This is a genomic window from Streptomyces sp. MUM 2J, assembly GCF_022414535.1.
Classification (GTDB): domain Bacteria; phylum Actinomycetota; class Actinomycetes; order Streptomycetales; family Streptomycetaceae; genus Streptomyces.
Genome location: NZ_JADWYM010000009.1, coordinates 126220 through 139314, shown reverse-complemented (window position 1 = coordinate 139314; position 13095 = coordinate 126220). Strand labels below are relative to the sequence as shown.

The following is a 13095-nucleotide window of genomic DNA, read 5'->3' as shown; positions in this document are numbered from 1 at the left end:
CGCCGCCCCGCCCCGGGGCGCCGCGCGCCGGCGGATCCGCCTGCGTGTCCGTCCGTGTGTGCGGTGACCGGGGCCGGATACGGCACCGGCCGCACGTTAGATTGACCTCGTGCTCTCTCGTCTCACACGCCTCCAGGCCGTCGCCGTCTGCGCGCTGCCCGCCGTGGCCCTGATCGCCACGGCGGCCTTCGCCCCGCTGCCGTTCTCCGTGGCGCAGCCGGGGATGACGGCGAACGTACTGGGCGACAACCAGGGCACGCCCGTGATCACGATCTCCGGGGCGCCGACCCGGCAGACGCGCGGCGAACTGCGGATGACGACCATCGAGGCCACGTCCCCGGACACGGACGTCTCGCTCGGCGAGGTGATCGACGGCTGGTTCGCCACCGACCAGGCGATCATGCCCCGTGACTCGGTCTACCCCAGCGGGGAGAGCGTCAAGGAGATCGAGCGGCACAACACCGAGCAGATGCGGCAGTCCCAGGACGCGGCGACCGAGGCCGCACTGGGCTACCTGCACCTCGGCGACCAGGACGTGAAGGTCACGCTGACCCTCGCCGACGTCGGCGGCCCGAGTGCCGGGCTGCTGTTCACCCTGGGCATCATCGACAAGCTGGACGGCGACGGCAGCGGTGGCGACCTCACCGGCGGCCGCACCATCGCCGGAACCGGCACCATCGACGCCGACGGCAAGGTCGGCCCGGTCGGCGGCGTGGCCCTGAAGACGCAGGCGGCGCGGCGGGACGGGGCGACCGTGTTCCTGGTGCCCAGGGCCGAGTGCGCCGACGCCAGGGCCGAGCTGCCGAAGGGCCTGCGGCTGGTGCCGGTCACGACCCTGCAGAGCGCGGTGGACGCGCTGGTCGCCCTGGAGAAGGGGAAGGGCTCGGTACCGAGCTGCTGATCCCGTCGCCGCCCGGCCGGCCGGGCCGCGGGCGAGCTGGGTCCCGATGTGCGTGGCGGCTCCCTTTCCGTCCCGATGGGGAACAGGTGCCGCCCCGACCGCCCCGGGGAGTGTCCTGTCCCCGCGCCGGCGCCCGGGGCTCAGCTCCCGGTCCGGTCCTCCGCCGCCTGCTGGACCAGCGGGATGATCCGCAGCGGCACCGGGTTCTCCATCACGATCGCCGTGGCCGCCCGCACGATGCCGTCGATCCCGACGACCCGGTCGATCACCCGCTGGAGATCGGCGTTCGAGCGGGCCACCAGCCGGCACAGCATGTCCCCCGTGCCGGTCGTCGTGTGCAGTTCCAGGACCTCCGGCACCGTGGCCAGGTGCGCCCGCACGTCGGCGCCCTGGCCCTGCCGGATCTGCAGCGTCGCGAACGCGGTGACCGGGTAGCCGAGGGCCGCCGGGTCGACCTGCGGACCGAAACCGCGGATGACCCCACTCGACTGGAGCCGGTCCAGGCGCGCCTGTGCCGTCCCACGCGCCACTCCGAGCCGCCGGGACATCTCCAGCACCCCGATCCGCGGCTCCTGCGCGAGGAGCACGATGATGCGCCCGTCCAGATGATCGATCGCCACAACAGCCTCCCGAAGCTGGGCATCCTGTACAGATAGACCGCCGAAGCGGGTGTGATGCTGGGCAGGTTGCCCGGTCGAAACGCAGACTATTGCGCACCTTGCCGAGTGGTACCAGGCTGCGGACATGACGCAGACCACACACCACACTCCCGACACGACCGCCCGGCAGGACGATCCCTTCCCGGTCAAGGGAATGGACGCGGTCGTCTTCGCCGTGGGCAACGCCAAGCAGGCGGCGCACTACTACTCCACCGCCTTCGGCATGAAGCTGGTCGCCTACTCCGGACCGGAGAACGGCAGCCGTGAGACCGCGAGCTACGTTCTGGAGAACGGCTCCGCCCGCTTCGTCCTCACCTCGGTCATCAAGCCCGCCACCACCTGGGGCCACTTCCTCGCCCAGCACGTGGCCGAGCACGGCGACGGCGTCATCGACCTCGCCATCGAGGTCCCGGACGCCCGCCGCGCCTACGCCTACGCCATCGAGCACGGCGCGACGTCCGTCACCGAGCCGTACGAGATGAAGGACGAGCACGGCACCGTCGTCCTCGCCGCGATCGCCACCTACGGCGAGACCCGCCACACCCTCGTCGAGCGCACCGGCTACGACGGCCCCTACCTGCCCGGCTACGTCGCCGCCGCCCCGATCGTCGAGCCGCCTGCCCAGCGCACGTTCCAGGCCGTCGACCACTGCGTCGGCAACGTCGAGCTCGGCCGCATGAACGAGTGGGTCGGCTTCTACAACAAGGTCATGGGCTTCACGAACATGAAGGAGTTCGTGGGCGACGACATCGCCACCGAGTACAGCGCGCTGATGTCGAAGGTCGTGGCCGACGGCACGCTCAAGGTCAAGTTCCCGATCAACGAGCCCGCCATCGCCAAGAAGAAGTCCCAGATCGACGAGTACCTGGAGTTCTACGGCGGGGCCGGCGTCCAGCACATCGCGCTCAACACCAACGACATCGTGCAGACGGTCCGCACCATGCGCGCCGCCGGTGTGCAGTTCCTCGACACCCCCGACTCGTACTACGACACCCTCGGCGAGTGGGTCGGCGACACCCGCGTGCCGGTCGAGACCCTGCGCGAGCTGAAGATCCTCGCAGACCGCGACGAGGACGGCTACCTGCTCCAGATCTTCACCAAGCCGGTCCAGGACAAGCCGACCGTCTTCTTCGAGATCATCGAACGCCACGGCTCGATGGGCTTCGGCAAGGGCAACTTCAAGGCCCTGTTCGAGGCGATCGAGCGCGAGCAGGCCAAGCGCGGCAACCTGTAGCCCGCGCCGCCGTCAGCGCCCGGGCGGGTCGTCGACCGACGGCTCGCCCAGCGCCCGCAGCGTCTCCCGCGCCGCCCGCGCCCGCACGGGGGAGAAGTACGGGTTGATCCGCAGCGCCTCCCCCAGGTGCCTGCGGGCCGGCCCGTACCGGTCCAGCTCCCGCTCGATCACCCCCCGGTGGTAGGAGTACGGCGCACTGCGCACGCCGCCGCCGTGCGCCCGGTCGGTGGCGATCACCGCGTACCGCAGTGCCTCCTCGTCGGCCCCGGCCCGGTGCAGCGCCCAGCCCAGTGCGTCCGCGACCGCCGGGCCGGGCTGCCGCTTCCACTCGGCGCGCAGCAACCGCACCGCGAGCGCCGGATCCCCGTGGTCGGCCTCGAACCGGCCCAGCACCAGATCGTCGTCGACGCCCCCGGCCGAGTTCTGCTGCACCCGCGCCCGCAGCAGGTCGTACTGCACCCGCGCCGCGTCGGCCAGCCCCAGTGACTCGTACAGTTCGCCCAGTTCCAGCGCGTACTCGGGATCCGGGCGCTTGGCGAGCGCGATCCGGTAGACGCCCAGCGCCTCCGACGTCCGCCCCAGCGCGGCCAGCACCCGGCCCTGGCCGGCCTGCGCCGCCCGCTGGTCCGGGTCGATCCGCACGGCCGCCCGGAAGTGCCGCAGCGCGTCCTCCCGGTCCCCCCGTTCCCACGCCAGCTCACCGGCCCGCTCCAGGTAGGCCGCCCGCTCGGCGGGCCCCGGCGCCGCCGCCGCCGCGTCCGCCAGCGCGGCCGCCGCGTCCTCCCGCCACCCCCGGTCCCGGTAGACCGCGGCGGCCGACGCCCGCACGGCCGGCCCGGAGTGCAGTTCGAGCATCCGGTCCAGAGCGCGCCGGACGGCCTTGTGGTCGCCCAGACCGCCACAGGCCTCGATCAGCAGCGGATACGTCCGCCACCGCTTCGGGCGCTCCTTCAGCGCCGACTCGGCGAAACCCCGCGCCGCCCGGAAGTCCCGGCGCTCGATCGCCAGCGCCGCCAGCCCGTCCAGCGCCTCGGGGTTCCCCTTCGACGCCCGCAGCGACGCGCGCAGCGCCTGCTCGGCCTTCGGGAAGGAGCCCGCCTCCGCGGTCCGGCGGCCCAGCTCCACGTAGGCGGTGCCCAGCAGCGCCCACGCCCCGGCGTCCTTCGGGCGGCGGTGCACAGCCGTCTCCTGCTCCTCGACCAGCACCGCCAGGTCCGGCAGCGCCGCCGGCGCCCCGGCGGTCAGTGCCGCCTGCGCCTGCGCGCCCGCGGCCGGGTCCGGAGATCTCGTCGCCAGCCGGTCCGGAGGCAGGCACATCAGCACCACGCCCAGCACGAGGCAGCCCCCGAGCGACACGATCAGCGCCCACCGCCGCCGAGCGCGGGGACGCGAGCCCTCCCCGGCCCTCCCGGCGTTCTTCCCGGCGCTGTTCTCCGTGGCGCTGTTCTCCATGGCGCTCACTCTGCGTCACCCGGGCCACCACCCCCGGCATGCGGCGTCTGCCGTACACGGGGTTCACACCGATGGCCGCCGGTGCGAACCTGTGATCATGAGCCGTATCGAAGCGCCCCACCCCGCGGGCACGGCGGGCAGCGGCACACTCGTCGACCGGCTGCGGGCCGGCCTGCCCGCCGAGGCCGTCCTGACCGACCCCGACGTCGCGGCCTCCTACGCCAACGACATGGCGAGCTTCTGCCCGTCCGGCACCCCGGCCGTGGTCGTCCTGCCGCGCACCGTGGAACAGGTCCAGCACGTCATGCGCACCGCCACCGAACTGCGCGTGCCCGTCGTCCCGCAGGGCGCCCGCACCGGCCTGTCGGGCGGGGCCAACGCCTCCGACGGCTGCATCGTGCTGTCCCTGACCAGGATGCGGCGCATCCTGGAGATCAACCCGGTCGACCGCATCGCCGTCGTCGAACCGGGTGTCGTCAACGCCGACCTCTCCCGCGCCGTCCACGCACACGGTCTGTACTACCCGCCCGACCCCTCCAGCTGGGAGACCTGCACGATCGGCGGCAACATCGGCACCGCCTCGGGGGGCCTGTGCTGCGTGAAGTACGGCGTGACCGCGGAGTACGTCCTCGGGCTCGACGTCGTCCTGGCCGACGGCCGGCTGCTGTCCACCGGCCGCCGCACCGCGAAGGGCGTCGCCGGATACGACCTCACCCGTCTCTTCGTCGGCTCCGAGGGTTCCCTCGGCATCATCGTGCGGGCGGTGCTCGCGCTGAAGCCGAAGCCGCCCGGGCAACTGGTGCTGGCCGCGGAGTTCCGGTCGGCGGCGGAGGCCTGCGACGCGGTGTGCCGGATCATGGCCGGCGGTCATGTCCCCTCCCTGCTGGAACTGATGGACCGCACGACCGTCAAGGCGGTCAACGACCTCGCCCACATGGGCCTCCCCGAGACCACCGAGGCCCTCCTCCTGGCCGCGTTCGACACCCCCGACCCCGCCGCCGACCTCGCCGCCGTCGGCGCGCTGTGCGAGGCGGCCGGCGCCACCGGGGTCGTCCCCGCGGACGACGCGGCCGAGTCCGAACTGCTCCTCCAGGCGCGGCGGCTGTCGCTGACCGCGCTGGAGGCCGTCAAGGGCACGACGATGATCGACGACGTGTGCGTGCCCCGCTCTCGGCTCGGCGACCTGCTCGACGGGGTCGAGCGCATCGCCGGCACCTACGGTCTGACCATCGGGGTCTGCGCACACGCCGGCGACGGCAACACCCATCCGACGGTCTGCTTCGACGCGCAGGACCCCGACGAGTCGCGGCGCGCCCGCGAGTCCTTCGACGAGATCATGGCCCTCGGCCTGGAACTCGGCGGCACCATCACCGGCGAGCACGGGGTGGGGGTGCTGAAGAAGGAGTGGCTGGCGCGCGAGATCGGGCCGGTCGGGGTGGAACTGCAACGGCAGATCAAGCAGGTCTTCGACCCGCTCGGCCTGCTCAACCCGGGCAAGCTGTTCTGACCCCGGCGCGTGCCTCACCGGGCGAGCAACTGGTCGAGCGCGTCGTCGATGCCGAGCTGCCCGCCCTCCGTGCCCGGCGGCACCACCCGCAGCGTCCGCTCCAGCCAGGCCGACACCTGCGGCGTCGGCGCCTCCAGCAGGGCGTCGCCGTCCGGCGACGTCAGCGCCATCAGTACGACGCTGCGGCCGTCCACCTTCGTCGGCCACACCCGCACGTCCCCGTGCCCGCACGGCCGGAACACCCCCTCGACCAGCAGCTCGCGGGCGAACGTCCAGCGCACCGGGTGGTCGGAGTTGATGTGGAAGGTGACGTGCACGGCGTAGGGGTCGCCGGTGCGGTAGCTGAGCCTGGCCGGGACCGGGACGCTGTGCTCCGGTGACAGGACGAGCTTCAGCTCCAGTTCGCGCTCGACCACGGTGTGCATGAGGTTCGGTCCTCTCGTCGGGGGCCCTCGGGCGGGCCCGTACGAGAAGAGGGAGGGGGCCGGGCCGGAAGCATTACGCGGGTTCCGAAAATATTCCTCCCCGGTCGCGAAGACGGATGCACGGCGTTGCCCGGAAAGGAGTCGGTACTGTCGGAGAGGCAGTGGCGGATGCGCTCGTCTGATAGATGTGGAGGCCCCCAACTCACCTCCGAGACAGATACGGGACGACGGACATGAGCGCCCCAACCCCGGCCCCCGGCGACGACCGGCCCCGCGAAGGGTATTACCCGGACCCGTCCATCCCCGGATACGTCCGCTACTGGAACGGCTCCGCCTGGGTACCGGGCACCAGCCGCCCGGCACCGACCGACGGCGAACCGCTCGCGCCGCCGCCCGGCGCGCGTCCCGCGCAGCCGGTGGCTCCGTCCGTGGAGGAGACCGGCCCGCACTTCTTCGACGAGGACCCGCAGCCGCAGCCCACGGCGGAGGGGCAGCACGGCACACCCGCAAAACCCGCCTCCGCCTGGGGCGCCGACCGCTCCCGCCAGTCCGGCTTCGGCGAGGGCAACCGGGTCTCCTGGGGCACCCCCGCCCAGGGCGCCGACCCGAGGGTCCCGGCGCAGTCACCCGCCCCCGCGGAGCCGGTGGCCGACGGCGCGTCCTCCGCTCCGGGAACCGTCGTCTTCCGCCGCCCGGCCGCCGCGCGGGGCGACCGCGACGAGGGCACGATGCTGTTCGGCCCGGCGGCCTCGCCGGGGCAGGGCGATCCGGGAGGAACGGGGGCGGCGGGCACGGGCTTCGGGACGCAGGGGCCGGTCCGTGCGGCCTCCGCGGGTGCTCCGCAGGCCGGGCCAGGGGCTTCCCCCGCCGCGTCCGGACCCGGTTTCACCGCGGGGAAGGCCGCCGCCGACCGGGCGGCGGCCGCGCAGAGCCAGGACCGGGCGCCGGCGCAGGGGGCGGCAGCGGCGACCGGCCCGGCCCCGTCCGGCGCGTACGGCGCGGGAGCCCCTGCGGGGCAGCCCGGTGGCGCCGCGCCCCGGGCGTCCGCGACCACCGTTCCGGGAGTACCGCCCCAGGCGGGAGCGCCGGCTCCGGCCGCGGACCCGGTCGCGGGTGTTGCGGCCGCCCCGGTCACCAGCGGCGCCGGTGGCGGCCAGGCCTCCTGGGCACAGCAGGTGCACCGGCTGGCCGAGGCGCGGGAGCAGGAGCAGCCCGCCGCGCCCTGGAAGCCGCCGGTGGACGACCCCTTCCTGGCGGCGGCCCGCCGCCAGGCCGCGGTCCGCCCCGCCGGGCTCGGCAGACGGCTCGCCGCGCGGCTCGTGGACACGCTGGTCCTCGCGGCCGTCACCTCCGCCGCCGCGGTCCCGCTCGGTCTGCGCACGATCGACCACGTCAACGAGAAGATCGACGCGGCCGAGCTGTCCGGACACACCGTCACGGTGTGGATCGTCGACGGCACGACCTCGGTCTACCTCGGCATCGTCCTCGCGGTGCTGCTGGTGGTCGGCGCCCTGTACGAGGCACTGCCCACCGCCCGGTGGGGCCGCACCCTGGGCAAGAAGCTCCTCGGCCTCCGGGTACAGGACATCGAGGGGCACGAGCCTCCGTCGTTCGGCCCGGCCCTGCGGCGCTGGCTGGTCTACAGCGTCCCCGGCCTGCTGGGCATCGGGGTCGTGGGCGTCGCGTGGTGCCTGTTCGACCGGCCGTGGCACCAGTGCTGGCACGACAAGGCCGCCCACACCTTCGTCGCGGGCTGACCCGGTAGGCCGTCCGGCCGTTCCGCCCGGCATCCGGTACTCCTTCCGGCGGCTCGCCGGATGCGGAGCCGGGGGGTTCGCGGTCGACTCGGCTCATGAGCACCGAACCGCCCCCCGGCTCCGGACAGCCGCCGGAAGACGACCCGTTCAGGAAGCAGCCACCGTCCGGTCCCGGCCCGGGGCAGGGATCGGGCTCACCGTACGACACCCCGTCGGGAGGCGGCGGCCCCTACGGCCAGGGACCGCCTCCAGGCGGCCCCTACGGCGGCGGACCCTACGGCGCCGGTCCGCCCGGCGGCGCGGGTGGTCCCGCCGATCCGCTCGCCGGCATGCCCCCGCTGGCCGACAGCGGCAAGCGCACCCTCGCCCGCATCATCGACATGATCCTCGTCGGTGTCGTCGTCTGGCTGCTCACGTGGGGGTTCGGCGTCACCGAGTACACCGTGGACAGCAACACCATCCAGGTCGGCAAGTCGCTCGCGCAGGCCGTTGTCGCGGCGGTGCTCTATGTCGGCTACGACACCTACCTGATCAGCAGGACGGGCCAGACGCTCGGCAAGAGGCTGCTCGGCATGCGGGTGGCCAACCTGGACGACGGTGCCACGCCTTCCGTGCAGACCTCCCTGATCCGCGCCCTGGTGCTGTGGATCCCGTTCGCGTTCTGCTGCGCGTGCGTCTGGACGGCGATCGCGGGCGGCTGGAGCTTCTTCGACAAGCCCTACAAGCAGGGCCTGCACGACAAGGCGGCGAAGACGGTGGTGGTCGCCCTGACGTGAATCCGGGCGGCCGGTCCCCGATGTGCCGTCAGGGGGCCACCGGGTGCCGTTCGTTCTGCTCGGCGGACGCGGGCGTCTCGTCCGGCGCGGGCGGCTTGGACGTCCGGGGTGCCGGGACCGTCATGGCGACGAGCAGACCGAGCGCGAGCGCCGCCACGGCGACGACCGCGACCGCCGGGCCCGAACTCGTCCGGGACAGCAGCAGCATGGCGAGCGTCGAGAAGACGACGGTGCAGGAACCGTAGGCGAGCTGTGCCACGGTCGGACGAGGCAGCGGACCAGGCATGGCAATCGTGTCCTCGGAAGCGGGGGTGTCTCGACTCTATTCGCGTGCATGCCCGAGCGGAACGAGCGGTAAGCGTGACCTAACCAACAGTGCCGGTGCACGGGGGGCGCACGGAGTCATCGGCGAGTCACCGGCCCGATCCGCAGGGGTTCGGCGGCGGTTCGGCGGCGAATCGTCGGGGAGTCCGTCGGAGAGGCGGCGTGGTTCGGAGCAGTTTTTCCGGGGGCCGGGGTGCCGGCGGGGGAGTGTGGACGGGGTTCCGGAGGGGGAGTCAGGGGGGTATGTACGGGGCTGTCGGGCCCTGTGCGGCACTCGGTTCGGCTGTCCGCAAAGCGGACGCCAGCTCCGCATAGTGCAATTGACCTGTGCAAGTCAAGGTCTGTCTTTTCTTCTAAACCTCTAGTCAAATGACGTCACTTGAACACACGCGCTGAACACGCGTGCGCGGTTCCCGCCATGACCAGGGCCCACCTCTGCCGCGCGCGCCGGTGCGGGGGAGGAACTCAAGTGACCAGTAGACCCTGGACGTTCAGAGCTGCGGCCATCGGTGTCGCGCTGGCTGCGGCGTCCGCGACGTTCTCCACGTTCGCCGCTGCCCAGGCCGCGGAGAACCCGCCGGCCCAGGCGCCGGCGGCGGACCGTCAGGACCCGCAGCCCGTACAGGCCAAGGAGCACGACTTCGACGGCCCGCTCAGCAAGAGGCAGGAGGCGCAGCGCGAAGAAGCCCTGAAGCAGGTCATATCCGGCAAGGCGACCGTCAAGAACCGTGACGGTTCGAAGGTCGTCCAGCTCCACAGCCGTCGTGGCACGAGCAAGTACGTCGAGCTCGGCCGCGAGAGGACCGACAAGATCTTCACGATCCTGGTCGAGTTCGGTGACCAGATCGACAGCCGCTACGGCGGCACCCCCGGCCCGCTGCACAACCAGATCGCGCAGCCGGACCGCACCACGAACAACAGCACCGCCTGGCAGGCGGACTACGACCAGAAGCACTTCCAGGACCTGTACTTCGGTACCGGCAAGGGCGTCGAGTCGCTGAAGAAGTACTACGAGAAGCAGTCCTCGGGCCGCTACTCGGTCGACGGCGAGGTCACCGACTGGGTCAAGATCCCCTACAACGAGGCCCGTTACGGCTCCAACGACGCCCCCACCGGCGCCTGGTACGCCGTTCAGGACGGTGTCAACGCCTGGGTCGCCGAGCGCGAGGCGGCCGGCGAGACCAGCGCCCAGATCAAGGCGGAGCTGTCCCAGTTCGACCAGTGGGACCGCTACGACTACGACGGCGACGGCAACTTCAACGAGCCCGACGGCTACATCGACCACTTCCAGCTGGTCCACGCCGGCGAGGACGAGTCCGCGGGCGGCGGCGCGCAGGGCGCCGACGCGATCTGGGCGCACCGCTGGTACGCCTTCGGCACCGACGCCGGTTCCACCGGCCCGGACACCAACAAGCTCGGCGGCACGCAGATCGGTGACACCGGCATCTGGGTCGGCGACTACACCATCCAGCCGGAGAACGGCGGTCTGGGCGTCTACGCCCACGAGTACGGCCACGACCTCGGCCTGCCGGACGAGTACGACACCTCCGGCGGCGGCGAGAACGGCACCGGCTTCTGGACGCTGATGTCCTCCGGTTCCTGGCTGGGCACCGGCAAGGAGTCGATCGGCGACCTGCCCGGCGACATGAGCGCCTGGGACAAGCTCCAGCTCGGCTGGCTGAACTACGACACCGCCAAGGCGGGCAAGTACAGCCTGCACAAGGTCGGCGTCGCCGAGTACAACACCAAGAACCCGCAGGCCGTCGTGGTCTCGCTGCCGGAGAAGACGGTCACCACCGACGTCGTCGCCCCGGCGCAGGGTTCGATGCAGTGGTGGAGCGGCAGCGGTGACGACCTGCGCAACACCCTGACCCGCACGGTCGACCTGACCGGCAAGTCCTCCGCGAGCCTGACCCTCGACGGCTGGTGGGACATCGAGACCGACTACGACTACCTCTACACCGAGGTGTCGACGGACGGTGGCGCCACCTTCACGCCGATCGACGGCACCCTCGCCGACGGCACCGCCATCCCGCGCGACGGCAGCGGCAAGCCGGCCCTGACCGGCACGGTGGACGCCTACCAGAAGCTGGCGTTCCCGCTGGACGCCTACGCGGGGCAGAAGGTCCAGGTGCGCTTCCGCTACGCCACCGACGGCGGCGTGGCCCAGAAGGGCTTCGCGGCCGACGAGATCAGCGTGACCGCCGACGGCGCGGTCCTGTTCGCCGACGACGTCGAGTCCGCGGACCCGGCCTGGACGGCCAACGGCTTCTCCCGCATCGGCGCGTCCATCACGGACGACTACGCGCAGTACTACATCGCCGAGAACCGCCAGTACGTGTCGTACGACAAGACGCTGAGGACGGGCCCGTACAACTTCGGCTTCACGTCGACCCGTCCCGGCTGGGTGGAGCACTACCCGTACCAGGACGGTCTGCTGATCTGGAAGTGGGACACCTCCCAGGCGGACGACAACACCAGTGCGCACCCCGGTGAGGGCCTGATCCTTCCGGTCGACGCCCACCCGAACGCCCTGAAGTGGACCGACGGCACCCTGATGCGCAACCGCATCCAGTCCTACGACTCCACCTTCAGCTGGTACCGGACGGACGGGGTGACGCTGCACAAGGACGGCGTCGAGACCAAGGTCAAGTCGCAGCGCGGCGTCCCGTTCTTCGACGACGGCAGGTCGACCTACTACGACGCGTCGAACCCCCTGGCCGGAGTCAAGGTCACTGACACCGACACCAGCATCCGGATCCTGTGGCAGCCGTGGAGCGGCTCGTCGATGACCCTGCTGGTCGGACCGTCGGCCAAGTAGTCGACGTTTCCGCAGGTCAAACGCGCTTCGGCGGTAACCCCCTGGCGGGTTGCCGCCGATCGTGTTTAGGTGCGTGCTGTGGCTTCCTTATTGACACCGGTACGCACGGGGGTGTGACTGCATGGCCGCAGGAGGTTTCTGCAAGCTGCCGAACGGCAGTGTCGTGGTGGCGCTGAACCTGCCCAGCCCCGCCGCCGACGGCCCCGCCGGAGTGCGGGTCCTCGTCCTCGCCCGGAACCGGCCGCGCGCCCTGACCAGGCTGCGCAACCTGGGGCTGCGCGCGGTGTACCTGCGGGGCAACGCGGCCCCACCGACGCCGGACGAGGTCACGGCGGTCCTGCATCACCCGGACGGCCTCATATGGCGCACGGACCCCGACCACGGGGTCGCCGCGCCCGAACCGGTGACCGAGCTGTGGCGTCCGATCAGGTCCCTGCTCGCACGTCCCACGCCCCAGACCTGAGGCGGCCCGTGTCCCGCCGCCCGTGTCCCGCACGCGCCACGCGCCACGCGCAACCAGCGGCCCGGCGGCCGGCTGCCGGGAGTCCTTCAGGCCGAGGAGCAGGTCAATGGAGGACGGGCTTGCCCGAGAGGTCCACGCCGGCCTGGCGCATCTCCTCCAGCGCCGCCTCGGTGGTCTCCTGGGCCACACCGGCGGTGAGGTCCAGCAGGACGTGGGTGCGGAAGCCCTCCTTCACGGCGTCGAGCGCGGTGGCCCGCACGCAGTGGTCCGTGGCGATGCCCACCACGTCCACCTCGTCGATCCCGCGTTCCTTGAGCCAGTCGGCGAGCCGGACGTCGTTCTCGTCGGCGCCTTCGAAGCCGCTGTAGGCCGCCTCGTAGGCGCCCTTGTCGAAGACGGCGTCGATGGCGCCGGAGGCGACGGCGGGCGCGAAGTTCGGGTGGAAGCCCACCCCCTCGGTGCCCGCCACGCAGTGGGCGGGCCAGGAGCGGACGTGGTCGGGGTTGTCGGCGAAGTGGCCGCCCGGTGCGATGTGGTGGTCGCGGGTGGCCACGACATGCCGGTACGCGGGGGTCGCCTGCCCGATCAGCTCGGTGATCGCGGCGGCGACGTCGGCGCCGCCGGCCACCGCGAGGCTGCCCCCCTCGCAGAAGTCGTTCTGCACGTCTACGACGATCAAGGCGCGGCGCATGGTGGGTGTCCTTCGGCTATGGGGTCGGCGTGACGGTGAAGGGGCCCGGCCGGTGAACTTCCGAGCCTATTGACTCCCGGGGCGG

At 72.2% G+C, this 13095-nt stretch carries 12 protein-coding genes; 7 read left to right on the top strand and 5 right to left on the bottom strand.

Annotated features, from left to right (window positions below):
* Positions 1-109 precede the first annotated feature (109 nt).
* A complete protein-coding gene (locus I3F54_RS11525; protein ID WP_240118592.1) occupies positions 110-901 on the top strand; it encodes a S16 family serine protease in 792 nt (263 codons plus the stop codon).
* A gap of 140 nt (positions 902-1041) precedes the next feature.
* Here I3F54_RS11525 and I3F54_RS11520 read toward each other — a convergent pair whose 3' ends face one another.
* Positions 1042-1521, bottom strand: coding sequence for an Lrp/AsnC family transcriptional regulator (locus tag I3F54_RS11520; RefSeq protein WP_240118591.1), 480 nt, complete (start codon positions 1519-1521; stop codon positions 1042-1044).
* 124 nt (positions 1522-1645) lie between these two features.
* On the opposite strand from I3F54_RS11520, the gene hppD reads away from it, so the two are divergent.
* The gene (gene hppD / locus I3F54_RS11515; RefSeq protein ID WP_240118590.1) at positions 1646-2794 is read left to right on the top strand and encodes a 4-hydroxyphenylpyruvate dioxygenase; all 1149 of its coding nucleotides are present in this window, start codon (positions 1646-1648) and stop codon (positions 2792-2794) included.
* 12 nt (positions 2795-2806) lie between these two features.
* Here the strand turns inward: hppD and I3F54_RS11510 are convergent, their stop codons facing one another.
* Positions 2807-4246 carry a lipopolysaccharide assembly protein LapB gene (locus I3F54_RS11510; protein ID WP_240118589.1) on the bottom strand — a complete coding sequence of 480 codons (1440 nt, stop codon included), beginning with the start codon at positions 4244-4246 and terminating at the stop codon, positions 2807-2809.
* Positions 4247-4337: 91 nt separating this feature from the next.
* On the opposite strand from I3F54_RS11510, the gene I3F54_RS11505 reads away from it, so the two are divergent.
* Positions 4338-5753 carry an FAD-binding oxidoreductase gene (locus I3F54_RS11505; RefSeq protein WP_240118588.1) on the top strand — a complete coding sequence of 472 codons (1416 nt, stop codon included), beginning with the start codon at positions 4338-4340 and terminating at the stop codon, positions 5751-5753.
* A gap of 14 nt (positions 5754-5767) precedes the next feature.
* Here I3F54_RS11505 and I3F54_RS11500 read toward each other — a convergent pair whose 3' ends face one another.
* The gene (locus I3F54_RS11500; RefSeq protein ID WP_240118587.1) at positions 5768-6178 is read right to left on the bottom strand and encodes an SsgA family sporulation/cell division regulator; all 411 of its coding nucleotides are present in this window, start codon (positions 6176-6178) and stop codon (positions 5768-5770) included.
* A 233-nt stretch (positions 6179-6411) separates the two neighbouring features.
* Between I3F54_RS11500 and I3F54_RS11495 the strand changes: the two genes are divergently transcribed.
* Positions 6412-7935 (top strand): RDD family protein, encoded by a 1524-nt coding sequence (locus tag I3F54_RS11495; RefSeq protein ID WP_240118586.1) that lies wholly within the window; start codon positions 6412-6414, stop codon positions 7933-7935.
* 95 nt (positions 7936-8030) lie between these two features.
* The gene (locus tag I3F54_RS11490) at positions 8031-8711 is read left to right on the top strand and encodes an RDD family protein (protein WP_240118585.1); all 681 of its coding nucleotides are present in this window, start codon (positions 8031-8033) and stop codon (positions 8709-8711) included.
* A gap of 28 nt (positions 8712-8739) precedes the next feature.
* On the opposite strand, the gene I3F54_RS11485 is transcribed toward I3F54_RS11490, so the two are convergent.
* Positions 8740-8997 (bottom strand): hypothetical protein, encoded by a 258-nt coding sequence (locus I3F54_RS11485; protein WP_240118584.1) that lies wholly within the window; start codon positions 8995-8997, stop codon positions 8740-8742.
* A gap of 507 nt (positions 8998-9504) precedes the next feature.
* On the opposite strand from I3F54_RS11485, the gene I3F54_RS11480 reads away from it, so the two are divergent.
* A complete protein-coding gene (locus I3F54_RS11480; protein ID WP_240118583.1) occupies positions 9505-11856 on the top strand; it encodes an immune inhibitor A domain-containing protein in 2352 nt (783 codons plus the stop codon).
* A 121-nt stretch (positions 11857-11977) separates the two neighbouring features.
* Entirely contained in the window at positions 11978-12319 is a 342-nt protein-coding gene (locus I3F54_RS11475) for a hypothetical protein (protein ID WP_240118582.1), read from the top strand.
* A 103-nt stretch (positions 12320-12422) separates the two neighbouring features.
* On the opposite strand, the gene I3F54_RS11470 is transcribed toward I3F54_RS11475, so the two are convergent.
* A complete protein-coding gene (locus I3F54_RS11470; RefSeq protein ID WP_240118581.1) occupies positions 12423-13010 on the bottom strand; it encodes an isochorismatase family protein in 588 nt (195 codons plus the stop codon).
* Positions 13011-13095: the final 85 nt, after the last annotated feature.

Bases quoted from the DNA above. Each gene is read 5' to 3' on its own strand.
- I3F54_RS11490 (WP_240118585.1), top strand. From the start codon at position 8,031: ATGAGCACCGAACCGCCCCCCGGCTCCGGACAGCCGCCGGAAGACGAC.
- I3F54_RS11500 (WP_240118587.1), bottom strand. From the start codon at position 6,178: ATGCACACCGTGGTCGAGCGCGAACTGGAGCTGAAGCTCGTCCTGTCA.
- hppD (WP_240118590.1), top strand. From the start codon at position 1,646: ATGACGCAGACCACACACCACACTCCCGACACGACCGCCCGGCAGGAC.
- I3F54_RS11475 (WP_240118582.1), top strand. From the start codon at position 11,978: ATGGCCGCAGGAGGTTTCTGCAAGCTGCCGAACGGCAGTGTCGTGGTG.
- I3F54_RS11470 (WP_240118581.1), bottom strand. From the start codon at position 13,010: ATGCGCCGCGCCTTGATCGTCGTAGACGTGCAGAACGACTTCTGCGAG.
- I3F54_RS11510 (WP_240118589.1), bottom strand. From the start codon at position 4,246: ATGGAGAACAGCGCCACGGAGAACAGCGCCGGGAAGAACGCCGGGAGG.
- I3F54_RS11485 (WP_240118584.1), bottom strand. From the start codon at position 8,997: ATGCCTGGTCCGCTGCCTCGTCCGACCGTGGCACAGCTCGCCTACGGT.
- I3F54_RS11495 (WP_240118586.1), top strand. From the start codon at position 6,412: ATGAGCGCCCCAACCCCGGCCCCCGGCGACGACCGGCCCCGCGAAGGG.